This window comes from Rhodococcus sp. NPDC019647 (assembly GCF_044389235.1).
GTDB lineage: Bacteria > Actinomycetota > Actinomycetes > Mycobacteriales > Mycobacteriaceae > Rhodococcus_F > Rhodococcus_F oxybenzonivorans.
In genome coordinates this window covers 40,088-64,109 of sequence record NZ_JBIRXS010000038.1, presented here as the reverse complement: position 1 = coordinate 64,109, position 24,022 = coordinate 40,088, and the positions used below count along the sequence as shown (strand labels likewise).

Annotated in this window: 22 protein-coding genes and 2 pseudogenes; 4 read left to right on the top strand and 20 right to left on the bottom strand. The window is 64.3% G+C overall.

Features of this window, described 5'->3' with window-relative positions; all coding sequences use genetic code 11:
- The first annotated feature begins 68 nt into the window (after positions 1 to 68).
- On the top strand, positions 69 to 203 hold the full coding sequence (locus ACH49N_RS35370; protein ID WP_358277337.1) for a hypothetical protein: 135 nt from the start codon (positions 69 to 71) through the stop codon (positions 201 to 203).
- Positions 204 to 372: 169 nt separating this feature from the next.
- Here the strand turns inward: ACH49N_RS35370 and ACH49N_RS35365 are convergent, their stop codons facing one another.
- The 14 genes and pseudogenes from ACH49N_RS35365 to ACH49N_RS35300 form a co-directional block, all read right to left on the bottom strand.
- Complete coding sequence (locus tag ACH49N_RS35365) at positions 373 to 555, bottom strand: hypothetical protein (protein WP_358277339.1); 183 nt, start codon at positions 553 to 555, stop codon at positions 373 to 375.
- 115 nt (positions 556 to 670) lie between these two features.
- Entirely contained in the window at positions 671 to 2,152 is a 1,482-nt protein-coding gene (locus ACH49N_RS35360; RefSeq protein ID WP_358277341.1) for a recombinase XerD, read from the bottom strand.
- Positions 2,145 to 2,483, bottom strand: a complete 339-nt coding sequence (locus ACH49N_RS35355) for a helix-turn-helix transcriptional regulator (RefSeq protein WP_159928090.1) — start codon at positions 2,481 to 2,483, stop codon at positions 2,145 to 2,147. Before ACH49N_RS35355 ends, ACH49N_RS35360 begins: the two co-directional genes overlap by 8 nt.
- Positions 2,480 to 2,725 (bottom strand): hypothetical protein, encoded by a 246-nt coding sequence (locus tag ACH49N_RS35350; protein WP_358277343.1) that lies wholly within the window; start codon positions 2,723 to 2,725, stop codon positions 2,480 to 2,482. The genes ACH49N_RS35355 and ACH49N_RS35350 overlap by 4 nt, the downstream gene beginning before the upstream one ends.
- Positions 2,726 to 2,736: 11 nt before the next feature.
- Positions 2,737 to 3,183: a DUF6262 family protein gene (locus tag ACH49N_RS35345; protein ID WP_208964369.1), complete on the bottom strand. Its 447-nt coding sequence runs from the start codon at positions 3,181 to 3,183 to the stop codon at positions 2,737 to 2,739.
- A complete protein-coding gene (locus ACH49N_RS35340; RefSeq protein WP_358277345.1) occupies positions 3,173 to 5,428 on the bottom strand; it encodes a tyrosine-type recombinase/integrase in 2,256 nt (751 codons plus the stop codon). Before ACH49N_RS35340 ends, ACH49N_RS35345 begins: the two co-directional genes overlap by 11 nt.
- Positions 5,425 to 5,751 carry a tyrosine-type recombinase/integrase gene (locus ACH49N_RS35335; RefSeq protein WP_358277347.1) on the bottom strand — a complete coding sequence of 109 codons (327 nt, stop codon included), beginning with the start codon at positions 5,749 to 5,751 and terminating at the stop codon, positions 5,425 to 5,427. The genes ACH49N_RS35340 and ACH49N_RS35335 overlap by 4 nt, the downstream gene beginning before the upstream one ends.
- Positions 5,745 to 6,203 carry a hypothetical protein gene (locus tag ACH49N_RS35330; RefSeq protein WP_358277349.1) on the bottom strand — a complete coding sequence of 153 codons (459 nt, stop codon included), beginning with the start codon at positions 6,201 to 6,203 and terminating at the stop codon, positions 5,745 to 5,747. Before ACH49N_RS35330 ends, ACH49N_RS35335 begins: the two co-directional genes overlap by 7 nt.
- The gene (locus ACH49N_RS35325; RefSeq protein WP_358277351.1) at positions 6,200 to 8,407 is read right to left on the bottom strand and encodes a site-specific integrase; all 2,208 of its coding nucleotides are present in this window, start codon (positions 8,405 to 8,407) and stop codon (positions 6,200 to 6,202) included. The genes ACH49N_RS35330 and ACH49N_RS35325 overlap by 4 nt, the downstream gene beginning before the upstream one ends.
- Positions 8,404 to 10,128: a hypothetical protein gene (locus tag ACH49N_RS35320; RefSeq protein ID WP_358277353.1), complete on the bottom strand. Its 1,725-nt coding sequence runs from the start codon at positions 10,126 to 10,128 to the stop codon at positions 8,404 to 8,406. Before ACH49N_RS35320 ends, ACH49N_RS35325 begins: the two co-directional genes overlap by 4 nt.
- Positions 10,128 to 11,591: a tyrosine-type recombinase/integrase gene (locus tag ACH49N_RS35315; protein ID WP_397505033.1), complete on the bottom strand. Its 1,464-nt coding sequence runs from the start codon at positions 11,589 to 11,591 to the stop codon at positions 10,128 to 10,130. Before ACH49N_RS35315 ends, ACH49N_RS35320 begins: the two co-directional genes overlap by 1 nt.
- Positions 11,592 to 11,702: 111 nt before the next feature.
- Positions 11,703 to 12,542, bottom strand: a pseudogene (locus tag ACH49N_RS35310) (tyrosine-type recombinase/integrase); the annotation flags it as partial.
- On the bottom strand, positions 12,433 to 13,182 hold the full coding sequence (locus tag ACH49N_RS35305) for a tyrosine-type recombinase/integrase (protein WP_358277357.1): 750 nt from the start codon (positions 13,180 to 13,182) through the stop codon (positions 12,433 to 12,435). The pseudogene ACH49N_RS35310 and the gene ACH49N_RS35305, both read right to left, overlap by 110 nt.
- A gap of 4 nt (positions 13,183 to 13,186) precedes the next feature.
- A complete protein-coding gene (locus ACH49N_RS35300; RefSeq protein ID WP_358277359.1) occupies positions 13,187 to 13,714 on the bottom strand; it encodes a site-specific integrase in 528 nt (175 codons plus the stop codon).
- 1,267 nt (positions 13,715 to 14,981) lie between these two features.
- Here ACH49N_RS35300 and ACH49N_RS35295 point away from each other — a divergent pair.
- The 3 genes and pseudogenes from ACH49N_RS35295 to ACH49N_RS35285 all read left to right on the top strand — a co-directional run.
- The gene (locus tag ACH49N_RS35295) at positions 14,982 to 16,268 is read left to right on the top strand and encodes an MFS transporter (protein ID WP_358277361.1); all 1,287 of its coding nucleotides are present in this window, start codon (positions 14,982 to 14,984) and stop codon (positions 16,266 to 16,268) included.
- Complete coding sequence (locus ACH49N_RS35290; protein ID WP_358277362.1) at positions 16,228 to 16,479, top strand: hypothetical protein; 252 nt, start codon at positions 16,228 to 16,230, stop codon at positions 16,477 to 16,479. The genes ACH49N_RS35295 and ACH49N_RS35290 overlap by 41 nt, the downstream gene beginning before the upstream one ends.
- A 449-nt stretch (positions 16,480 to 16,928) precedes the next feature.
- A pseudogene (locus ACH49N_RS35285) lies at positions 16,929 to 17,762 on the top strand (transposase); the annotation flags it as partial.
- A 249-nt stretch (positions 17,763 to 18,011) separates the two neighbouring features.
- Here the strand turns inward: ACH49N_RS35285 and ACH49N_RS35280 are convergent.
- From ACH49N_RS35280 to ACH49N_RS35255, 6 genes are read right to left on the bottom strand one after another with little or no spacing between them, the layout of a single operon-like run.
- Entirely contained in the window at positions 18,012 to 19,016 is a 1,005-nt protein-coding gene (locus tag ACH49N_RS35280) for a PDR/VanB family oxidoreductase (protein ID WP_358277364.1), read from the bottom strand.
- On the bottom strand, positions 19,006 to 19,527 hold the full coding sequence (locus tag ACH49N_RS35275; protein WP_358277366.1) for a hypothetical protein: 522 nt from the start codon (positions 19,525 to 19,527) through the stop codon (positions 19,006 to 19,008). The genes ACH49N_RS35280 and ACH49N_RS35275 overlap by 11 nt, the downstream gene beginning before the upstream one ends.
- Positions 19,512 to 20,537, bottom strand: a complete 1,026-nt coding sequence (locus tag ACH49N_RS35270) for a phosphotransferase family protein (RefSeq protein WP_358277368.1) — start codon at positions 20,535 to 20,537, stop codon at positions 19,512 to 19,514. The genes ACH49N_RS35275 and ACH49N_RS35270 overlap by 16 nt, the downstream gene beginning before the upstream one ends.
- Before the next feature lie 2 nt (positions 20,538 to 20,539).
- Complete coding sequence (locus ACH49N_RS35265) at positions 20,540 to 21,346, bottom strand: SDR family oxidoreductase (protein ID WP_358277370.1); 807 nt, start codon at positions 21,344 to 21,346, stop codon at positions 20,540 to 20,542.
- A gap of 34 nt (positions 21,347 to 21,380) precedes the next feature.
- On the bottom strand, positions 21,381 to 22,226 hold the full coding sequence (locus ACH49N_RS35260) for an enoyl-CoA hydratase/isomerase family protein (protein ID WP_358277372.1): 846 nt from the start codon (positions 22,224 to 22,226) through the stop codon (positions 21,381 to 21,383).
- Positions 22,226 to 23,815 carry a class I adenylate-forming enzyme family protein gene (locus ACH49N_RS35255; RefSeq protein WP_358277374.1) on the bottom strand — a complete coding sequence of 530 codons (1,590 nt, stop codon included), beginning with the start codon at positions 23,813 to 23,815 and terminating at the stop codon, positions 22,226 to 22,228. The genes ACH49N_RS35260 and ACH49N_RS35255 overlap by 1 nt, the downstream gene beginning before the upstream one ends.
- Positions 23,816 to 24,022 lie beyond the last annotated feature (207 nt).

Genomic DNA, 24,022 nt, shown 5'->3' with positions numbered 1-24,022 from the left:
TGGGCCAGATCTGCCCGGTCGAGTTCGAACGGCGATCGGCTACGCTGGCCACCGCCGCATAAAAATAGGTGTCCACATCTCGGGGGGAACGCCCCACCTTCGTCTTCGAGGTAGCCGGCCCCGGCACCGTGGCGGTGCCCACCGACCTGTGGGCACCGGGCGAGGACGTCCCACCCACCCGCCAGGAATTCACCGACGCCTGACCGCGGTAGGGCACAATTTGTGTGCGACCTCCGTGGCCGAATGGGGCTACCGTGGCGTGCGCCGTGCCCGCGTGGCGAGGTTGCGAACACCGGTGGCCACCGCCAACGCTGCCCGCGTCGAGGGGCAGCGGCCGTGCATCCAGCGCCCGGGCAGAATGGCCGCGGCCCATCAGGACGGTTCTAGGTAGCGGTGTGCGTCGGCGACGGCGTCGGCCCTGACGAAGACGTCGCGGCGCTGGGCCTCGAGGGTCTGCACGGTAAAGAACTCGCGTCGACCTCGCGTGGACCAGTGCGCGGCGTATCCGAAGATCGCGCCCCAGACCGCACCGATGGCGGTGGTGGCGAGCAGCAACTTGCTGTGTCCTCATGTGCACGAATAGATTGAAAGCTATTGATATAAAGCATCTTCCGCACGGACTGGATAAGGGACTTATCAAGTTCTGTCGATCTCGTGGGCGGGGAGACACTCATCGTTTGGGGTGTTTGATCGCGGGGTAGCTGCCCATCGGGATTGCCGCGCGGGCGGCGTGGATGTTCATGGTGTTGGGGGTGTAGCCGAGTAGGGCGGCGAGGGATGCGGCGTCGATTTCTTTGCTGAGGTCGTGCAGTGCGGCGTTGCGGATGGCTTGGATGTTGATGCCGAGTTTTCGGAGTCGTTGCATCAGGGTCTGTTCGGTGAGGTGTTGTCCGGCGCGGGTACCGGGGAAAAGCCAGTGCGAATCGTGGTTGGTCGTCTTCTGGTTTGCCCGGCTGTCGAGGTGTTGTTGTAAGAGGGGGAGCAGGGGTTCGGGCAGTGGGGCAGGGAGGGTGCCGATCCTGACGGTGGGTCGGGGCGGGGTAGTGGTGATGTCGTCGAGGGTGAGTTCGGCGATCCTGCGGACGGGGACGCCGTAGAGCAGGAACAGGAGTGCGGCGATGCGGGTGGACAGGGTGATGTGGTCGGCTTCGATGGTGGTGCGGATGAGTTCGAGTCGCGTGGTGGAGGCGGCCAGGGGCGTGGTCCGCGCTGTGCGGTATCGGATGGTGAATCGCGCTGCGATGCCGGTGCGGTGGCGCCACTGAATGAAGTTGCGGATGGTGTGGCGGGTGGTGGTGCCTTCGCTGAGGTAGGCGTCGAGGTGTGCTTGTCGCAGGTGAGCGATGGTGGTGTGGTGTTCGGTGCGCAGCCAGGTCAGGAACTTGGTGGCCTCGGTGATCTCTTGTTTGGCAGTGCGGGTGGCGTTGTCCATGTTGCGACCGGTGTCGGGAACGCGCAGTCGTCGTAGGTGATGCCAGCGGGCGAATTGCTCTATGGGCGCGTGAATCTCGGGCATTGGTTGCAGAGTTGTGAGTCGGTGGTCGAGCCAGGTTTCGAAGCGGGCCAGGCGGGGGTCGCCGCGGCTGGGCAGCATGTGGTGGTGGACGAGCATTTCGCGTAGGTGTTCGGCGCTGCGGGATGGTGGTAGGGCGTCGAATGCGGGGTGGGACAGGTGAAGTTCGCGACTGCCGATGCGGGCGAGTAGGTCGGCGGTGGTGGGGTGACGCATCCAGGTGAGGATGCTTTCTGGGCGGGGAACGGCGGCGAGGGTGGTGATGAGTCGTTTGATCCGCAGATCCGGTGGTGAGCTGGGGTTGAGGATGCGTTCGAGGTCGTGGGTGAGCACGCAGCGGGCGCAGTGCCCGCCGCGGAGGCGTTCGGCTTCGCGGCCGCACTGGTCGCAGTCGAGTTTGGTGGTGATGCCGGCGCAGTCGCGGCAGATGTGGGCGCCGGTGGAGGATCTTCCAGGCACGAGGCGGTGTTCGCCGCAGAACGCGCAGGGGGCGTAGGTGCGGGCGGCGGTGGTGAAGCAGGCGCCGCAGATGGCTCCGTCGGGCCAGTGCACCCGGAACTTGGGGACGAGGTTGCTGCACCGGGCGCATTCGAGGGTGCCGGTGCTGCGGGGTCGTCCGCGTGGGCGGGGATCAGTCATCGTCGGTGATGATGCGGGCGCGGACGGGACGGTAGGCGTTGAGGAGGGGGACGTCGGCGGGGGAGTTGGCGGTCTTGCTGCGGGATTGGCGGGCATCGGTCGCGGTGTAGGTGATCAGGTCGCCGGCTTCGACACCGAAGATGTCGCAGAGTGCGACCAGGACCTTGAACGCGATCCGGTCGGGTTCTTGCCCGACGATGCGGTAGATCTGTGATTCGGACAGGGTGATACCTCGGTCGCGTAGTGGTCCGACGAGGTCGCGGCTGTTTTTCATGCCGGCGCGGGCCATGAGTTCGCGCACGCGCCAGTGGTAGTGGATCTCGCGTTTCATTCCGGCTCCTTCGGGTGTGGTGATCCGGTGAGGCTGGCGTTGCTGCGTGAGAGGGTCGCGGTCAGGACTCGGTCGAGTTCGCGCGCTCGATAGTCGGGTGCGGCGAGGGTGTAGAGCGAGGTGGTCGCGGCGTGTTCGTGGCCGAGTTGCAGTTGTATTATCTTGAGCCGATCGGATCTCCGGGCTTGCGATCTGCGGTTTTTCGTTGTGGACGTTGTCCTGGACGTCGGGGGTGGGTGCATGGTGGATCCTTTCAGCAGGGGCCGATCGTTATGGAGCTGGGACGTTTCCGGGCCGTGCTGGTGGATGCCGCTTCGCTAGTGGACCCGGCTCGTTGCTGGCCGAGAGCACGGGCGAGTTGGTCGCGGAGCTTGCGATTCTCCTCGGTCAGCGTGCGGTTGCGCTCGTGGGCGGCTTCGAGCCTGCGGAGCAGCGAGGCGTCTGAGGACCGCTGCCGAACCGGGATCGACGCCGCCGGCGCTCGACGATGGGCATCGCGGAGCCGTTCGATCTCTTCCCGGATGTCGGGTTGTGCATATAGCCAGGACCTCGAGACCGCCGCAGTCTGAGCGACGGCCTCGAAGGTGACCGGGCGACCTTCGGTATCGAAGGTCCGCAGAGCTTGGATCGCCTTGGATCTGGTGAGCTCGTGGCGTTGTCTGGCAGCGACGATGAGGTGCCGGGTGTTGTCAGCCCGCATCGGCGGCCTCCAGTTCCCCTGAGTCGGAATTGGTTTCCAGCGTGGTGATGATGTTGTCGAGGTTGCCCAGGACCTGTTGGTTCATCTCTGCCACTCGTTGTTGGCCGCGTGCGTCGGCGGCGGAGATGATCTGCAGCACCTGCTGTCGGTGCTCGCGGTGTTGTGGCAGGAATTCCGGCGTGGTGACGAACATCGGACACGTCAAGCACGCATTGGCATGAGGACAGGTTTTCACCGCGGGGAGCCCGCAGAAGCCGTTGGGCAGCGCTTGGGTGACTCGGCCGAGTCGCTGCTTGGCCCAGTTCGCCTCGGCCAACGGCCCGTCGGGGTCGATCGTGACGATCTCGCCCTGGGCGTTGACCTTGCGCGCGGCCTCCCAGTGACGGCGGACGGTGGTGTCGTGCAGCCGGGCGTAGTGCGCTGTCATCTCACCGCTGGAATGGTCGAGCAGGACTTGCACGACCTCTTGCGGCACGTCCCGATTGATCAGCCGTGTGCCGAAGGTGTGGCGCCATTGGTGTGGAGTCAGGTGCGCCGGGCGACCGTGTTCATCACGAACTTCGCAGCGGCCTAACCAGTCCCGCAACTGGCCGCGGTATGACTGCGTGGTCAGCGGTTTGCGGCCGTCGGGGTTCATCCGCGGGGCGGGGAACAACCACGGGCTGCCGTCCGGCCATCGGCGCAGGATCCGCTGCTGCTGTTCGGCAATGGCCTGTTCGACTTCCTCGTCGATCGGGACGAGGGCCTCGCGTTTCATCTTCCGGTTGGTGTAGTGCAGGTAGGGAGCGCGGTCGCCGTCGCGGACGATGCAGTCGAAGGCGACCTTGCTGGCGTCGCCGATCCGCAGCCCGCAACGCATCAGAATGACTGTGAGCAATCGGCTTTCGGGATGATTCCATCTGTCGAGGTTGTCGGGCTGCTCGACCTGGGCCATGACGTGCTCGGCCAGCCCTCGCGGCAGACGTTTTTCGGGCTTGGGGAAGTCGTCGGGGTAGAACGCAGCGCCAGCAGGCAGGTTGTGATCCCACTCGTGGCGGCGGATCGCGTCGAAGAATGCACCCAGCGAGCTGATGTCGCGGCTGCGCGAGTGCAGCGCTCGCGTGTCGGTGGACAGGTCGGCCAGGTAACGCTCCAACGTAGCCCGGTCCACACCGGTCAAGCTGGTGACGTCGACCGACGGCGATTCCAGGAAGCCGGCCAAGCGGGTCACCGCTCGGACGTCGATGTAGGTCTGGTTGGGGCTGCGCCCGATGCTCAACCGCCAACGGGCGAACCGTTTCGCCAGTTCCCGCAGCCACGGTTGCGCGATGCCGTCGAACCGCAGCCGCTTGCGGCCCTCGACTCCGAGCCGGTGAAGTTCCCACACGTCACGCGGGAACTCGGCCTCCCATCCGCCGCCGCAGTGCAGATCCTCGAGACAGCGGTAGGCGTAGCGCAAAAACGCCACCTGACCGTTCTGACCGTGTTGCGCGGCATGGTTCGCGTCGAAATACTCGATCCACCGCGGCATCGGCCAGTCCAGCAGCGAGGCCACTCCGCTTGCAGCCGCGAGCGCGATGACCGGCCGTGCGACGGCGGCGGGGGTCTTGATCTGGCGCTCGTCATGCCGACATTGCAGCGCGTACTGCATTTCCAGCTTGAGCTGTCGGCGATCACCGAAGGGTCGGAAGTCGAACCGGTCGTCGCCGAAGGACTCGCAAAGCACGATGAACTCGTCGATGTCGGGACGTCGCGCCGCCTCCCAGCGGGACCGGTGGTTGGTGCAGAACGGCGAGCGGCCATGGGTCCACAGGGTGCAGTAGGACAATGCGCAGACGGGGTGGTCGGGGTCATCGACCGGGGCAACGGTAGCCAGCCACACGGAACGGTCCGGCTCGCCGGACCGTTCCCAAAATCCGTGGTGACGAACGCACAAACCCCGGCGAGCGCCGCCGTGGCGACAGCCGGGGACGATGCAGACCGTGAGCTCCTTGCGGCCGAGGCCTTCCGGGGACGCCGTCGTGGCGAATACGTCGATGTCCGGGCGGCCTGCGTCTTTCCACGTGTAGTAGTGGCCTTTGCAGAGTCCTCGGGTCCGCGGCTGTCGGACGCAGCCCGGCACGCGGCACGGCGAGGTATCGAAGACCAACGCACCACGCTCGGGAACCAGGATGTCCACCCGAAACTCGGGCCGGACAGCGGCCATCAGCTTGCCCAGCAAACCTGGAGCCGCGGGCGGAGCATGTGTAGGCTCGGATCCGGTCACCACCGCACCTCCTGCCCGGTCAGGAAGCCGGCCGCTTCCAAAGCCCGACGAGCGTCTTCGACGGACAGATGCCCATAAATGTCCATGGTGGTCGCGATCGAAGAGTGGCCAAGGAGTGCGCTGACGACCTCGATCGGGGTGTTCTTGCGCAGCAGACGGGTGGCGTAGGAGTGCCTTGTGTCCGCAGTGGCCGTGTGCGGTCGGGTTCGTGTTGCGTTTGAAGTGGACGATTCCCAGCGCGGGGTTCGCGACGCTGGTGACCGCCTGTGTAGCGATAAGACCTGTGTGTCTGTGACTGACGTCACTGCTCGATGCGTCAGCATGGCCCGCTGACTTTCTGGCGTGCCGTCGGTAGCCGGGTGACATTGGCTTTCGGGTCTTTGTCGGCGCGGAGCCGGAGGATCTCTTCGTGTTGCGCGGCCAGCCGTGCCAGTGCCCGGCTTCGGAAGTCTGTGAGCTCCTCGATGGTCGAATAGGACTGATTCAAACGCTCTTTGAGCTTGCCTATCTCTGTTTTCAATCGTTCGATCTGCGAAGTCTTCGGGTCGGGGGTTTCGCCGTTGTTCTGTAGCTGCGCAAGCCGGTGTTCGAACTCGGCTCGTAGGTGCGCGTAGGGCCTGCTCCCGTAGAAGGCGGTGCGATCGATGCCCGCCGTCGCGGCGAGGGTCTTGATGTCGCAGCCTCCGCCGGGTGGAATCTCGCCGCGCAGCAGTCGGTCGATGGCGGCGCGAATGCGGTTCTCGTTCTGGATGCGTTGGTCGGCACTGATTCTCATGGCAGGTCCTCGCTCGCGGTGGTTGTGGTTGCGGCTGCGTCGATGTCGGCGATGACTCGGACGGCGCGGTCGTGGTCGGCTTGCAGACGGGTGCGCTCGGTGGCGCGGGTCTTGCCGAGTTGGCCGAGGAAGGTCTTGGTGCGTTCGGCGTGCTCGGCCCAGACTGGGCGGTGGACATCGTGGTGAGTGGCCTGCGGGCAGCGCGCCGAGTCACACATGCCGATCATCGGCCGGGTCGCGGTCGGGGTGCCGGCCAATTTGAGGCAGAGGGCGCGGGAGGGATCGGTGAACCAGCAGTAGTTCGCCGGGCCCAGGTGCAGCGCCTTCGCGCGTTTGGACAGCAGGTTGAGGATGTCGCGTTCGTTGCGCTGGATCTTCGGCGCCGCAGTCGATTCCGTGGGCAGATCGGCGTCGATGCTGGCGAAGAATTCGGTGAGGTTTCGAGCGCCGGGCCCGGCGGGTAATATGCCTTGCTGGTAGTTGCGGAACTCGGCCAGCGCGAGCTGGAGTTTGTGGTCGGCTTCGTGTTTGTTGACCTCGGCCAGCAACTCGGCTTGGGCACCGCCCGGTCGAGCGGCATAGCCTTCCGTGGTTGCGGCCGCAATGTGCTTGAGGTGCAGTTTTGCGGCGAGAACACCACCGGGTCGGTAAGCCATCTCCAAGGCGAGTGTTCTTCTGAGCATCCGCGGTGATACCGGTTCTTCGGGGATCGGCGCAAGTCCGAGACGTGCGCCGGCTGGGGAGTTGACCCAGGCACGGAACCACAGATAGCGGACCCGAAAGCTGAATCGGGACAACAGCAGAGCACCGTCACGGGGGTCTGGGTGCAGTTGTTCGATGAGTTCGATAGCTCGGTGGACCGGTTCGATGACGACCCATTCATCGTCGGTGCCGCCGAGGGGTTGACCTTTGACGACCTTGCTGGCGACACGATAGCGCTTCAGGCCGGGGATCGGTTCCTCGATCGGGAGGCGGCAGCCGACGCGTAGTTCCATCAACTCGCTGGCCCGCATTCCCGATGCCGCGGCCAGGACGACGATGGCTGCGGTGCGGACGATGCCGATCAGGGCGACAGCTTCGGACCTGTGCAAGGGCAGGGTCCAGGGCAGTGTGGTTGCGCCGTCGGCGGTGGGTGCGTCGGCGGCGTTGCGGGCGAAGATCTTCTCCACTCCGACTGAGTCGAGGGTGTCGATCAGTGGTTCGCGCAGTGCGGGCATCCATTTGGCCGAGAACTGGGAGTAGCCGGCTCGCCTGGCCAGGGCCCCTGTGGAGACCGGCAGTAGCGGGTCGTCGGCCGACCAGCCAGCGGTCAGTCGCCGGTTGATGTCGTGGTCTTCGAGCATCGGCAAGGGTGTGCCGGTGGCGGCGTGGTCGGCGAGCAGGCTTGTGATGTCGTCGACCAGGGCTGACGAGCCGTGGCGGAGACCGGGGGCCTTCACGGCCCAACTGCGGTCGGCTTCGGCGATCTGCTGGTTCAATTCGACCGTGTGAGGCGCGAGAATCTGCACCAGGTGCAACGCCGCGACCAGCATCGGCTGCAGAACCGCATCAGGGACGGGAGCGGTCTTGTTGCCTTGTCTCCCGGACGGCATTTCGGCGATAGCGGATGCGGTTGCGCCGCCCCATGGCCGCAAGCCGGGCGGGACACGCTCGGCGGTGAACAGGGTCCGGTAGTCGACCAGGTCGACGATGATCTGCGCTGCCGCGCGCCGAACACCCGGGCTGTTCTCGCCCACCACGGTGCCGTCGTCGTCGGTGACGTAGCGCCGGAAGGCCAGATAATCCTCGCAGATCCGGGTGTCGATCGCCGCGAGGGTGGCGATTCCTCGGCGATCGAGCCAGCCGAAGAAGCGGCCGGCTTCGTAGAGACGGCTGTAGCAGCTGCTCACATGCAGCGGTGCGCGGTAGGCGCGCGGCAGCGGAACGACGGCGGGATGGCTCGGGGCGAGCAGTGCCAGGATCAGTTCCTTGGTGACCAGACGCCAGCGCGGGTCGGCGATCGTGGTGAAATCGAATCGCCGACGATACAACGCCATCTGGGTCGGCAACCCGATGACGTCGGTGAAGTCCCACAGATCGTCGCCGAATGTCGGGCGGCCGGCGCCGTCGGGCAGCGTCAGACCGGCCTCGTGGCAGACGTCTGCGCTGGCGAACGGCGACGGCGGGTTCGCGGCGGATCCTGTGGTTGCGGTGTTGATCGTCATGCGGTGAGTTCCTCTGGGCGCACCGGGAGTTCGTCGTCGGTGTCGCAGACCCTCGACGCCGCGGCCGCGAGCTCGGCGGGGTCGAAGCGGTCGAGAATCTGGTCGATCCGCGCTGCGTAGGGGCCGAAGACGGCCATGAAGTGGACGGCGGGCATCTGCTGCCATTGGCGCGAGAAGAACGCCTTGAGCCGCAGCAGGTTCACCGCGTGCCGGGGCGCGAACACCGCCAGCGGGCAGAGCAGGCAAACCCAGGGCCTGGCCGGGCATGGCTTGCCGACCGGACCGTGCAGGCCGGCCAACTGGTCGGCGCAGGCCGCGGTGAACACGTCGCGTGCTCCGCCGACCAATTCGCCGATCGTGGCGTCGTCGATGTTCATCGCCGCCATCAGCTGCGGGTAGCCGTCGGCGAGCGAGGCGGCGTCCTCCTCGGTGATCACCGTCGGTGGGTGAGCGCGGCGGAGCAGATCGTGCTGGGCGTCTTCGATGATCGTCTCGACGGCGTGCCGCTGGCCGGGTGTCGTGGCCGACAGGTAGTGGTCACCCTCGACCGACGGGGTGTGGTTCGGATCGATCGTGGCCCGCGCGTTCCCGGTCCAGGACTTCTTGTCCCGCATTGCATGGTGAGTGGTGCGGATGCGCGATCGGTGGATCTTCAACGGCTCGCCGTCGTCGCCGACGATGCCGTGACGACGCACCCAACGCTGCACCGCGACCCGGCCGACCCCGTCGATCCGGCGGGAGTAGCCGACCTGACCCATCCCCAACCACAGCTTGGTGCGTTCCTCCGGTGGGACGAAACTGCGCAGCAACGCCGAGTGCGCCAGCCACTGCTCGAGCAATCGCACCGCCGGCCGCGGCAAGATGATGCTCTCGGCGGCGGTGCGCCTTTTCATGTAGGACAGCAGGACCGTCGAATCCCCGGCCCAGTCGATGTCACCGACATCCAGATCGGCGATGCCGTCGGGCACGATGCCGGAATAGATCCCGAACAGCAGCCGGTAGGCGATCAGGACGTCCAGGTGCGGGAACACGGCCAGCGCCGCCTCGTAGAAGACAGCGTTGGTTCTCCGCTTGCGAAAGACGTTGATCGACACCCCGATGGCGTCGGCGGCCTCGCAGCTGCCGACCGGTCCGAGCTTCGACAGCAACCAGCAGAAGTTCTCCCAGGTCCAGCTGCCGTCGCCGGGATACCGGCCTCGCGGGACAGCCTCCAACGCCCGCCGATGCGCGGCATAGGATCCCTCGACCTCCTTCTGACAGACCGCAGTCAGTTGTTGCCATTCGGCCTCCGAATAGGGCGGCAAGGGCCGTCGGTTCGGCTGGATGTTGAAATGGCGCCCAGCCGCCAGCTCCAGCACCTCATTGCTGAGGCTGCCGCCGGATCGGGCGTAACCCTCCACCAAGGCCCGCGTCAGCGCCTCCACCCATGCCGGGCCCGCCAGCCAGAACTGCGCCAGCTGCCCACGCCGCAACTCGCCCACGCCGCCGGTGAACTCCCGGTCGGCGAACGTGCGGACCATCCTGCGGAGCCCCCGCAGGTAGACGTCGACCGTTCCGGCGGTGTCGACGCTGCCGTGTGGGTGAATCAACTCGACCAGACCGACGGCCAGATCGCGCGCCAGCCGAGGGTTCGGCAGATCCGACAGATCGAAGTTCGCTCGGCTGCCGTCGCTGAACACGCAGCTCAGGCCAAGTGGATCCTCGGTTACCATCGTCGGCATCACCGAACCGCCTCGGTGAGGTCGTCGAACTCGACATCGGCTTCCCGTTGCGCAGCCCGGTCCTCGATGAGTCCGGCCGCCGCGCCGGCGGTGTCGTAGGCTTGCCGGTAGATCCGTGTCGTATCAAGGCGTTTCAGATATTTTTCCGTGGTCAGGACGGTCGAGTGCCCTAACAGGTCCCGCAGCACCAGCAACGGGTCGGCCTTGGTCAGGTAGAACACCAGCGCCGCGTCGGCATCGGTGTCGCGCACCAGCTTCGCCGCCTGCCGGTAGTAGCCGGTCACCAGATACTCCAAAGTCTGCATCGAGAAGCAATGCCGCAGCCGGTGCGGATGAACATGCGGGAACCGCGGCTCGAACCGGGCCCGGATCCGGTCGGCGGTGCGCTCGAACACCGTCGCCCACGCCGTGAACGGACCGCCACCGGCCTTGACCGCCAGCAGACACGACCCGCCCTCCGGTGCCACCAGCCGCCGCCGCTCCGGCGGGGTCAGCGATTCCCAGGACCGGCGGACTCCGTTGATCCGCCCGCCCCGCGCATCCGGCTCGGTCACCATCAGCGGATCACCCCACCGGCGCGGCGGTCGCCAGCTCGATCCCTCAGTGGACGCCGCACGGTCCAGTAGCAGGTAGTCGTGTAATCCGGCGAGGGCCTCGTAGGAAATCCACGTGGTGCGGAACTTGCGGCCCTTGGTGATCCCACCCGGCACCGGAAACGGAATCGGAATCGCCGTCGGCGCGGGCGGCAGCGCGGGGATCTCCCACGGCAGCAGATGCGTGAACTCGCCCAACCGCAGCCCCGTCGCCAACGCCAAGTCCCCGATCGCGGCGTTGCGGGTCAACTCCCGACCCGCGAACCCGGTGTCCGCCGTGCCATCAGGAGCCACGCCGCGCAAGCCCTTCCGGAACAGCGCGACGAAATCCGGCTCCAGATACTTGATGGTCACGTGTGGTTTCGGGGTCCGGCGCACCGCCAGATTCACCCGTACCTCCCGCCCGGTCCCGGCGAAGACCGCCCGTGCCGACCGATAGGTGAATGGCTCCGCCAGCGCATAACCCTCGTCGATCGCCCACCGATAGAACAACGACAGGATGCTCACGTGCTGGCCCCACGTCGTCGCCGCGAACCGCGCCTGCACCGGTCCGGCCGCCCGATGCTCGGCATACCGACTCAGCCCGGCCTTCAACCGATCCCGGGAATCGAACAACCCGATACCGTGCTCGGCGAGGAACTCCGCCCATTCCTTGACCGCCCGCGCGTAGTTCTCCCACGAACTCGGCGCCGGCGCCCCACTGGCCGGTAACTGCCGCAGCCACCGATTCACCACCGCCGCCGGCCGCAGCGCTGTCGGACCGTCCTCCAGCTGCAGGTCGTCATCGATCAGGAACGGCATGCCCTCCGGGATCACCGGCCGATGCTCGACATCCCAGGACTGCCAGCCCCGCGACGAAAAGAAACTCATGATCATGAGTGGCCACAGTAGAAACACCACACGGCTGCGCGCAACGCCCAAACACCCAGGGCTACCCGGCCGTTCAGATGAATCGCAACACGGGAACTAAGCGGGGACAAAGTGCCGATACCAATGCGGATCGAAATCGATGCCGGTGATCCGGCGCAGCCGCAACACCAGGTCGTAGACCGCCGGATAACCCCAAGGCTGCCCGAACGGCCCACCCCAGAGGTTGACGAACACATAGTCGGAGTCGAGGTCACCGTATTCGTCGTGCAGTTAGTCGGCATACAGACGGATCACCTCCGGGCCGATCGGGATGGTACGCGGTTGCCCCGACTTCGCGCGGGCCCTGTTGTCATTGACACGCGGGACGATCATCAGCTCGCCCTCCGCTGCAGCCAGATCCTCGTGCCGCAGACCCAAAGCTTCACCGATCCGAATCCCACTATCCCACAACAAGGCCCATAGAAGACGATCCCGAAGCCGGGTGCACGCATCCAAGATCGCCTGCACCTGTGTGACCGTCAGGATGGTCGGGTGCTTGCGCGGAGCGCGCAGCTTGATCGTGCGCCGCCGCTCCGGCTCGCCCTTGCTCAAGTGATAGAGGAACGGCTTCCAACCCGAACGCCGCCGACCAGCCGGGTGCAGTTCGGTGACCAGGTCGCCAAGATCGACCCCATGCCGCGCATGAAACGTGTAGAGCCCACTGATTGCCGCCAACTTCCGATTGACGGTGCCGGCCGAGCAATAATGCTCGGCCGAGGGCAACATAACCACCCCGCCGAACCGGCCTGCCGGAGGCAGCCGTAACCAGGCCACGAATTCGCCGAGATCCTCCAACCGGACCTCACGCCACTCCAACCCCCGCATCTGAAGGAACACGAACCAGTCCTTCAGATCGTGGGCGTATGCCTTGACCGTGTTTGGCGACCGCTCGATGTCGGTGAGGTAGGCCAGGTAGCGCTCGATCGGTGCCACAGGCCCGCTGTCGTCGAGGACCGTCCACGACTCGAACGACGAGTCTGGCATCAAAACGCGCTGTACAAGCATCGGACCTCCGGGGAATCTGCGTAATGGACAGCCGCAGATAACCACCTCCACCACGCGAACATCCACTCACCGACAGTGCGTGGAGCACGTCATGAACACCCTTCCGATGGCTCAAGATAAGTTGTACGAAGCTGACGTCGTAGCCGTACTCGACTTGCAGGTTGGTGGCGTAGGCGCGTCGGAACGAGTGCAAGTCCAGGCCCGGTGGGAAGCCGAGTTCATCGACGAGACAACCCATTCGCTGCCAGAGGTTGCGCGTCGGGATCATGCCGCCCTTTTCGGTCGGGAACAGGGTGTCGATCGGATGGCCGTAGCGGGGAAGTCCGCGTTCGCACCAGTCGGCGAGTGCCTCCGCGGCCCAGTCGAACACCGTGAGCACGGTTCGTTGCTTGGCGGGCGCGCCTCGCATCGCTTTGCCGTGCCGCACACGTACCAGACCCCATTCGCCGAAGAACGGTGCGCGGGCGTTGCGGGAGAGATCGACCAGCTGCAGGTGCCGGACTTCGTTGCGGCGCAGGCCCCATCCGTAGAGGGTTTTGAACCCCACCGCATCACGCCACGCCGTCAAGGCGCCCTTGCGGCCGGACCGCAAGATTCGCTCCGGTTCGAGGTCGGCCAGATCGAAGAACTGCTGTAGCTCGACGGGAGTGAACGGCCCGCTTCACCGGCCGCGCGTCGTTGGCTTGCACGTGTCGAGCCCGATTGAACTCGGTGATGACCTGTGAGAACACCGTCCCGAACAGCCGTCCGCAATGCTCGTTCCAGTCGTAGGACGGGTCACTTGCGTAGTCGAAGAACAATTTCACGTCCGTCTGATACGCCCGAACCGTGGTATGAGCGAGATTCCGGACTCCCCGCAGGTGCCCGAAGAAGTCGTCCGCATCCGCCGGTGACCACTGCCACGGATAGGTGCCGACGAACTCGGTCATCTGCTTGACCGAACTGGCCCGTCGACGCACGGTGTCGTCCGAGAAGTTCTGCGCCAAATGGGCCTGCCTCCACCCGGACAGCACATCGTCGAGAAACGCTTCCGGATCCGGGCCAGCCGCGCCCGCCGGTAGGTACACCAACCGCCCCATCCAGCCCCCTCAGTCCGTGCAAATTCTGCATTCGAAATGCATATCCTGCAATCGCTGGAGGTGAACAGCCAGGTCAGATGCTGTTCTGTTCGCTCGGCTCGGCCGCCGACGAACTGCGCATCGTAGATGTCACCGCGTTCCCCAATCCGTAAAGGCCGCAGGTCAATACCCGCAGCGACGGCAGCGGAGGAGCCTTACCACCAGTGGTCGTATTCGCGGGACATGCGAATAACCAACTTACTAGCTGCGATAACTGAAATTATCGTGGCCTAGTGCGCACAAACCATGAGTGACACGGAGCGGTGCCATGGAGAGGGTCTCTAGTCCGTTTTTTTGTCCTGTGCCATCGGATCTGAGGCATTGCCACAGCACTCGAGGCAAGTGCAAGGTTGCCGTCACAAAGTTGAGGCAAGGCAATCGCTACCTGCACGTTCTTGCCGACAACCCCGCACGCTCGACGTCCCTTGCCTCAACAATGTGGCAGAAACGCCACGGCGCCGCTTGCCGCATTGTTGAGGTATCGATGGTCAGGGGCCTGTTCTGCCTCAGATCGAAGGGCAAAGGACATTCGCGGCTCCGTGTCAGTTTCCAGATTGCGTGTCGGCGGCGTGTCGGTTTCCACCTTTCATGTCGGTCGGAATCAACTTTGAACCGTGACATGGACCGATGCAGTCGAGGTCAGGTACCTACGCGACGAGGGGACAGTGCTGTTACGTCGGGCCACTCTCTGACGGGAAGGACAACGCCGTATCGCTCGCGGGCGCAGCGTGGGGCTCCAACAAGAATCGCGAATGGCGGCACTGGCTACCGCTTGATGACGGCGCCGCGCGTAGGCTTCCCTGGGACCCGGGTGAATCGACGAGGATGCCCCGCAGGTTGGGGTGGGCGTCGGGGACCGTGGCCAACAGGGTTCCCATACCGCCCCCTGGCCGCACACCGTTCCGCTGTGCGGCCAGGGGATAGGTCTTGGCGATCACCTCCGCGTTCATCATTGCGATCGCACGCAGGGTTGGGAACGACAAGGTACACCCGGCACGTGTTTTTGGACTTGCGCACAATGGGGGCATCCCAAGAAAAGCCGTCTCCTCAGCGCTAATGAGACGATCGTCACATGCGAGCTTCGGGACCACCGCAAAGACCGCGCGCTCTCAGTGCCATCCAAATCCAACCGACACCCATCAGCTGCCCGAGCACATTCGCATACCGACTGTTAAGAGCGTACGGACCTTTCGGCCAGACACCACCGCTGCAGCGGGTGGATGTTTCATTGACCACAAAGGAGCACCAGCGAAACAACGCCGGCTGCATCACGTCTCAGAAGCCCACATTCGGGCTCAGGAACCTGCCCCTCTCCTTCACAGGAAACGTGGAAAAGAGCCGGACAGGAAGTATCTCCATCAACATCCGTGGGGCTCGTATCGGGCTCGAGCCCCACGCCCCTACTCCAGAGAGAAGCCAGATGGTATCGGAAAGCACGCTTACCACTCGTGCGGGCAGCAAAGTTACCCGCAGCGCCAGGAAGGCAATTGTTGCGGCAAGCTTCGGCACATACGTGGAGTATTACGACTTTGTCGTATACGGGTATGTCGCTGTGTACATCGCCCATGCGTACTTCCCCTCCGACAATCCCCTCGTCGGCTTACTGCTCACCTTCGGGGCTTTTGCTGCGAGCTACGTGGCGCGTCCGCTGGGCGCGGTAATCTTCTCCCCGCTTGGCGACAAGTACGGACGCAAAACCGTACTTGCCGTCGTCATCTTGATGATGACCCTTGCGACCGCAGCGATCGGGCTTCTACCGACATATGCACAGATCGGTCTCTTCGCCCCGATACTGCTCACCGTGCTTCGTGTCCTACAGGGGATCTCAGCCGGTGGCGAGTACGGTGGCGCAACCTCGCTGATTGCCGAGTTCTCCCCACCCGATAAGCGTGGGTTCTACGTCGGATTCATAGCTCTCACAACTGGTCTTGCACTTCTTACCGGATCGATCGTGGCTCTCTCCCTTACACGGATGCTGCCGGAGGAATCCATGCTCTCATGGGGATGGCGTATCCCCTTACTGCTCTCCTTACCGCTTGGTCTTGTCGGCCTGTACATCCGATTCAAACTTGAGGAGACTCCGCACTTTGCTGCGCTGAGCTCGCAAGAAAAGGCGGTAAACAAACCGCTGGCAACTACTGTCAAACGTGACTACAGGACGGTGGTACTCGCAATTGGACTCGCGGCCACGAACGCAAGCTTGCTGGCCGTCTACTTCATCTATCTGCCATCAGCTTTGAAGCAATTTGGGAATTTTCGAGGCCGCCGCTGCCCAACTCATCACGTTCTCGGGACTGGCCGTCTACTGCCTGGCAATCGTTCCCTTCGCAAGGCTGACCGACAAGATAGGGCGCCGCCCACAGTTGATCGCCTCGACGATCGCGCTTGTCCTCGTAATCTATCCATCCTTCCTGTTGGTATCACTTGGCAGTATTGCTCTTGCTGTCTTGGGTATGGTCATCGTCACGCCGCTAATGGCAGCCAATGTAACGGCGGTGCTCCCGCTCCTTACTGAGCTATTCACTACCGCCAACCGGTACACCGGATTGTCGTTGGGCTGGCAGATCGCGACCACGCTGTTCTCGGGCCCCACTCCGGTCGCGCTGGCCGCGCTGGCCGGCGCCGCTGGCGCAACGATGCCGGCGTTCTATGCGATGGCCATCGTCGCAGTGTCAGCATGTGCCGCATTTGCCGTTCGGGAAACCTTCGATACACCACTGCAGTAGGTGGGTGAACCTGAGAGCAGACTGAATTGTCGGGGGTCTCTACAGAACGACTGGACATCAGACGAATCGCCCGTGCGACTCAACGGCCGTCTGCAGAGCGTCAAGCATCCAGCTGCTCCTCCGCCGACCGCACACACCCACCCGCCGACGCCGGTCAAGAACGTGTGAAGCTCTCAGGCCGCGGCGAATAGCCGCGGCCTGAGAGTCTGACCTTCCCAACGGAATGACACCGCGATCGGCACGACAATGGCCGACAGACACGAGGAGAATCGCACGACACCTTCTGCTACACAGATCCTTTTCCGGAGTGGGTTGGAAGGAGCCGAGCAATGATCAATACCTGCGGATCGGGGAGGGCGTACCTTCCCGGATGATGGTCTACAAGAAACCGGGCCTGTGCTCACGACCACGACCAGTCCAACGACGACAACCCCACCCGTGGCCAGTCGTTGCTCGACGAGATCGTCCGCGACGGTGCCGGCAGATGCTCGCGGCCGCTCTGCAGGCGGAGGTCGCCGCCTATATCGAACAGTTCGCTGATCAGGTCGACGAGAACGGTCGCCGCCTGGTGGTGCGCAACGGCTACCACCAACGGACGCGACGGCCTGACCGCCGCGGGCGGGACCACTGTGAAAGCCCTCCGGGGCAACGATATGCGCATCGACCCGGACATGCGCAGCGATTTTCGTTCGCGATCCTTCCGGCCTGGGTGCGCAAATCCCCGCAGATGAACGAGGTGCTGCGCTGCTGTATCTGCACGGGGCTCTCCACCAGCGACTCCGGGCCGGGGCTAGAGCTGGGCAAGAGCGGTTCCTCGGATCGGAGCGCCGGGCTCTCGGCGGTCTCGATCACCCGGTTGACGACCCAGCGGCAGGACGAGGCCAACGCCTTCCAGGGTCGGGACCTCTTGGGCACGACTTCGTATATCTGTGGGTCGATGGCATCCACCTCAAGGTGAGGCTTGAGCAGGACAAACTATGCCTGCGGTGATGATCGGGGTCCGCGCGCAGGCCGGCCGGAATGAGCTCGTCGCCCTCACCGACGGGTACCGCAAGTCCACCGAGTCGTGGGCGGACCTGCTGCGCAGTTGACGACGCCCCGGCATGACCGCTCCCGTCCTTGCGGTCGGTGACGGCGCGCTGGGGTTCTGGAGGGCCGCGCTGCGCGAGGTGTTCCCCGAAACCCGCGAGCAGCAGCGCTGCTGATTCCGCAAGCAGGCCAATACTATTCTTGCTGCGGTGCCGAAGTCGGCGCATCCAGGTGCACTTGCGGCGATGAAGGAAAGAATCCACACCCGAACTGTGCCTTCGCTTTAACGCACACCGATTGAGCAAGCCACCTGAGCGGCCCGAAGTTGACTCCTGCCGAACCAGCACTCAACGAGAGAAGTATGTGGAAAGCAGATCCTCGAAGGATGCCACTCTCAGGAGTTCACCTGCTTTACACGCGTTTCCTCGTTGGGACGACACGTATCGACCACGAGAGGTTATCAACCCGCGACGAAAACGGCCTGTTGCTAACTGGGGAGAGGGCTATACGTCGAGGACGATGCGAGGGGTCTTCGACCTGGAGCAGCACGGGGTGATGACCTCTCCGGAGGCGCGTTGCTCTTCGGTGAGCACTGCGTCGCGGTGCTCTGGTATGCCTTCGAGCACCTTTGTCACGCAGGTTCCGCAAACACCTTCACCGCAGGAGACGGGAATGCTGATGCCGTATCCGGCGAGTACGTCGACGATGGTCTGCCCGGCGGGTACCTCTGCGGTTACCCCGGACTGTGTTGCGACGACCTCGAACGTCGCCTGCCCTGCAGACTCCGCTCCCGTGGCAACGGGTGCTTGGAATCGTTCCACGTGCAGTGATCCGGGGGGCCATGAGCGTGCAAGGCGTTCGACGGCTTTGATCAGAGGTTCCGGGCCACAGCAATAGATAGCCGTCCCGAATTGCGGCGTACCCAAAACGGTGTCGAGGTCGATCAGGCCCCGCTCCTCTTCGGGCCAGATCTCTACCTTGTCGCCGAAGCGGCCGAGTTCGGTGAGAAACGCCATGGATTCGCGGCGGCGGCCGCCGTACACGAGTGTCCACGGTGTTTCCGGACGGGTCGCGTCGAGTTCTTCGATCATCGGCAGGAGGGGTGTGATGCCGATTCCACCTGCGATGAAGAGGTACTTGCGGGCGGATTTCAGCGGGAACTTGTTGCGCGGGCCCCGTACCCGGAGGTGGTCGCCGGCTCGGATGCGATCGTGAACCCATTCGGAGCCGCCCCGGCTCTCGCTGGCGCGGAGGACCGCTACCCGCCAACGGGACCGGTCGTCTCGGGGTCCGCACAGGGAGTACTGCCGTTCGAGTCCGTCGTCCAGTACCAGATCGATATGTGCGCCGGGATCCCAACCCGGTAACGGCCTGCCGTCGGGCGTGACCAAGGATAAGGTTCGCACTCCGTCGGATTCCTCGTGCACGATTTCGACGAGGACGTCGAATCCGGTCACGTCATGAGGTTGGGACATGCTGTCGGTCTTGATGTTTCCGCTAGTGATCATCGTCGGTTCCTGCCGCTTGTGCTTCGCGCTCAACCATGCGCAAGTACAGTTCCAATATTTTTTGCTCGAGTTGCTCGCGGAGCATTCCGTCCAGCGACTGGTCTGAACGCCAGCGGCGGTCGAAGTCCTCGAGGAGGCCCTGAAGGGACTCGTTGACGGCCATTTCCATGGCCAATCTGTGGTCGTGCACGCGGTACTGCCGTGTATCCGCACCGTTACCGCCGGTTGCTTTTGTCAGGCGAGTAAAGAGGTCGCTGTAGTCAGCCCCGGTGGTCGCGGCGGCGACGTCGGCGAGGGCGATGCTCAAGGTTGCGGCAATGTCGTCGTTGTCGGCCGCCAAATAGGCGGGCATCCGGTCCCAGGAGCGTTCGAGTCTGCCGAGGATGTGCAGTGCCGCCCGAAGTTGGCGGGCGGCGCCCCCGTCGGACACCTTCGGGAGCACGTCCTCGGTCAAGCCGCGGCGTACCCCGCCGAGCAGTTCTGTGGTCGTGGGTTTCAGCACCAGGCCCATCCTTTCCCGTCGTCGGCGATCCAGTTCAAGCTGCGTTTGAGCGAGGCGGTGACGGTCGCGGCGCGGTCCGCCAAGCGGAGGTTCCCGCTGACACCGTCGGCGAACGAGCGGGAGGCCCGCAGGGAGATGGTTGCGAACTTCACTTCGGCGAAGACCCGGTAGAACCGCAACGCGTGTTCGGTCACCTTCGGTCCGCCGAACTCCTCGTACGATCGGACGAATTCCTCGAGGCCGACGAATCCTTCCGGACTCCACAGCGCCCGGTAGGCCCAGGCGAGATCTTCGACCGGGTCACCGAGATGCGCCATCTCCCAGTCCAACAACGCGACCACGGTATTGTCGTGGTAGAGGAAGTTTCCTGGGCGAAAATCCCCGTGCACCACGCTGATCCGGGTGGGCTCGGGCAGGTTTTCCCGCAGCCACCCGAATACGTATCCCAGTGCTGGATGAGGCTCCATGCGGTTGGTCCGGAACTGGGCCTCCCAGGATTCGATCTGTGCGAGTGGGCTGCAGTCGGTGGGTCCGGATGCGAGGATTTCACCGAGGCCGAGTCCTTCCCAGTCCGAGGAGTGCAGTTCCGCGGCGGCCCGGGCGAGGTCGAGGGTCAGCTTTCGGGCGCCTTCCCGGTCCTCGGATCGCAGGAAACCGAGCGGATCGGCGCTTCCAGGCATCCGCTCGAGCAGGATCGACGGCGCCCCGACCACGGAGCCGTCCGCGTCGAGCGCGAAGGCGCGTGGTGCGCGAGTCGCCGAGTGCCCGAGTGCGCTGAGAACACCGAACTCCCATTTCGGGTCGACGTCGACCTGTGAGCCGTTCGTGCGGCTGAGCATGATGACCGATTCGGAGCGGCTGGCACCGGATTGGTCGGTCCAACGGGCCGTCGATGCCCAGGCGCGTCGGGCGTTGCCGCCGAAGACGCGCTCGACGCCGTCGGTCCGTACGTCGCGAGCGCCGGTGATCGAGACGCGCAGCAGCTCCTCGATCCGCTCGCCGATCTCCGAATCGTCCATGGTCAGCGCACCCCGGCCGCGACTCGCATGACCTCACCGGTGACGGCGTCGGACTGCGGTTCGAGGAAGAAGGCGATTCCCTCACCCAGATCCTCGGGTGTGGCCAGGTCGCCGAGAGCGGTGTAGGCGAGGTGGCGCTCGTGATAGCCCGGTTCGATCCACGACTTGACGCGGTCACTGAGGACCAGGCCGGGGGCGATGCAGTTGGCGCGGACGCCCTTGCGGCCCATCGACATGCTCAAGCTGCGAGTCAATCCGACGACGGCGGCCTTTGCCGAGTTGTAGGCGGCGTTGCCGAGCTCGGGGCGGTTGGCGAAGGCGGCCAGTGAGGCGACGTTGACGATCTTGCCGTAACCCTCGTCGTAGAAATGTTCTTCGATTGCCTTCGACAACAGGAAGGCACTGTTGACGTTGAGTGCGAAGGTTCCGACGAAGTAGTCGAGTGGGATGTCCGACAACGGCAGGTCGTACACATCCTGGTTGATGTTGACCATGCCACCGGCGACGTTGGCGATGCCTTGCACGGAGCCGAACTCGGATAACGCGTAATGGACGGCGTCCTGGGTGCCGGACTCGGTGGTCACATCGACCTTGATCGTCTTCAGCTTCCCGGGCAGATCTTTGGTTTTGTCCTCCGTCTCCGCCAGTCGTCGCGAGCTCAGATCAACCCCGACAACGTTCGAACCGACGCGCAGGAGTCGGGCTACCGCGGCGCCACCGATGCCGCCACCCGCTCCGGTCACGATGTAGGTCCGATCCTGCAGAGCCCGGTTGGATCGGGGCGGAGCGGTAAAAGGTTGAGTTGACATGTGTGGTCGTCCTTCTGGTGTGGTCGTACGGTGATCAGATGTAGGAGCGCTGCTCGAATACGGGGGGCCGCTTTTCCTGCAGCGCTGCGAGCCCCTCTTTGGCTTCGGGGCCGGTGAAGCCGAGGATTCCGAAGGCCAGTGACGCCTCGAAGGACGGCCACGCGGCCCGAATCCAGTTGTTGAGAGCAAGTTTGGTGAATCGGATCGCGCTGGGCGCCCCGCGGGAGAGGCGGACCGCGATCTCGAGGGCGCGAGTATCGACCTCATCGTCGTCCACGCAGAACGACACCAACCCGATGCGCTCGGCTTCCTCGCCGGTGATCGCGTCGCTGGTCATGAGGTAGTACTTGGACTTGGCCATGCCGCACAGCAGCGGCCAGAGCGCGACCGCGTGGTCGTCGGCGGCAACGCCGAGGGTGGTATGTCCGTCGACGAGTTTCGCTGTTCGTCCCGCGACTGTGACATCGGCAAGTAGTGCTGCGGCCAGTCCGCCGCCGGCGGCGGGGCCGCTGATTGCCGAGACGATCGGTTTGGTGCAGTCGAGCATGTTCTGCACCAGTGCGCGCCCTTCCTTCCACATCTGGCAGCGGAAGTCGTAGTCGTCGATGATCCGCTGGACCATGTCGAAGTCGCCGCCGGCGGAGAAAGCGCGGCCTTCGCCTGCCAGCAAGACCGCTGAGACGGTTGGGTCCTCGTCGATCAGGCGCCAGACGGATCCGAGGTCCTTGTGCATCTGGAAGTTCAGCGAGTTCATTTTGCCGCGGGAGAGCAGGACCCGCAGCACATGAGGAGCGGGCCGGTCCAGTTTCAGGCTTTCGTAGTCGGGGTAGACGACCGGAGATGTTTCCGGGGCCGTCGCGGCGTTGTTGGGGGTGGGCATCAGGCGGTTCCTCCGACGTATTCGATGGGTGCGCCGGTACCGAATTCACGGCGCAGAGCTTCTTTTTGGATTTTTCCGTACACGGCGCGCGGCAAGTCCTCCCGGAATATCACCGCACTGACCCGTTGGTACTTCGCGAGTTGGTCGTTACCCCAGGCGCGCAGTTCCTCCTCGGTGATCGCGGCACCGGGGCGGGGAATGGCGATCAGGATCGGAGTCTCTCCCCACTTGGGGTCCGGCTTGGCGATCGCCGCGACCTCGAGGACGTCGGGATGGCGCATGAAGACCTGCTCGATGTCCACGGCGAAGATATTGATGCCGCCCGACTTGATCATGTCCTTCGCACGCCCGGAGACGTAGAGGAAGCCGTCTGCATCGACGTGGCCGACGTCGCCGGTGCGCATGAAGGAACGACCGTCCGGTGCGTACCAGGTCGCCGCTTCGGTCAACTCCGGGTTGTTGTAGTAGCCCTTCATCATGCCGATGGACCGGGCGACGATTTCTCCGGTCTCACCGACGGGCAGTTCAATACCGTCGTCGCCGACGATGCGTACCTCCTCGAGCATGATCGGCTTGCCGACCGAGGTCCGCTTGCCTTGGGCCGCGTCCTGGGGGATGCGCAGGTAGGCAAAGCCTTCCGAGAATCCGTAGACCTCGTAGACGCCGGCGTTCTCGAAGGCGCGGTCGATGGCGTTGTAGGTCTTCTCGGCGATCGGCTGACCGGAGGTAACCAGGCATTGCATCGAACTGACATCGAAGTCGTTCAAGTGCGGATCCTCGAGCAACGCGATGTACTGGGTCGGCACGAGGAAGGCGTGTGTTCCCCGTTCCCGTTCGACCGCTGCGAGGAAGGCGTTCGAGGTGAACTTTTCCAAGATCACGATTTTTCCTCCCCGGTACATCGTGGGGATCATCGTGATCCAGGTACCCGACGCGTAGGGCGGAGTGGCCAGGATGGCGGTCGAGTACCGATCGATCCGCAGCCCCATGCCGAAGCCGTAGGGATACATCATCCGGCTCAGATGGGTGTGTTCGATGCCCTTCGGCATCCCGGTGGTTCCGGAGGTGTAGAGGATCGTGATGGTGTCCTGCGGCTTGATCTTCACCGGCGGCGCCTGAGGTGAAGCGCCCTCGATCAGGGGCCGGATATCGGACCATCCCGTCCCGGGCGCCCCGAAGGTGAAAAACCGATCCGCGGGAATGTTGGTCAGCTTCGAGCGAACGGACTCGATCTGGGCCGCGGTCTGCGAATCGACGAAGATGATCTCGGCATCGGAATCGTTGAGCAGACGGGCCAGTGAGTCGCCGTCGAGCAACACGTTGAGCGGAACGGTCACGCACCCGGCCTTCGCGCTTCCCCAGAACGCGATGAAGGTGTCGATCGAGGCGGGCATCAGGAGTGCGACTTTGTCACCCTTGCCCAGTCCCAGGTCCCGGAGGGTGTTGGCGAACCGATTGGTCGCCTCGTCGACCTCACGCCAGGTCATCCGGGTGTCCCCGCACACCAACGCAGTCTGATCTGTGAAGACGCGACCGTTGTGGCTGATCACGTCCGGACACATCAGGGGAAAGTCGTACTCGAGGGTCATGGGGTGCTCTCCTGTGCGGTGGTAGCGCTTCATGCGGATTGGGAGGTCGGTGCGTGTGGTGCCCTGCGGCCGCGACACATGCACCGGGTGCGGGAGTCACACTGTGGTGATAGCCACACTAGGGAACGAAGGCGAAATTTCTTGGACTAGTCACCTCTATCCTTTGTGCACAAGTCCAAGATCCGGTTCGTCGGCTGGGTCCCTCTG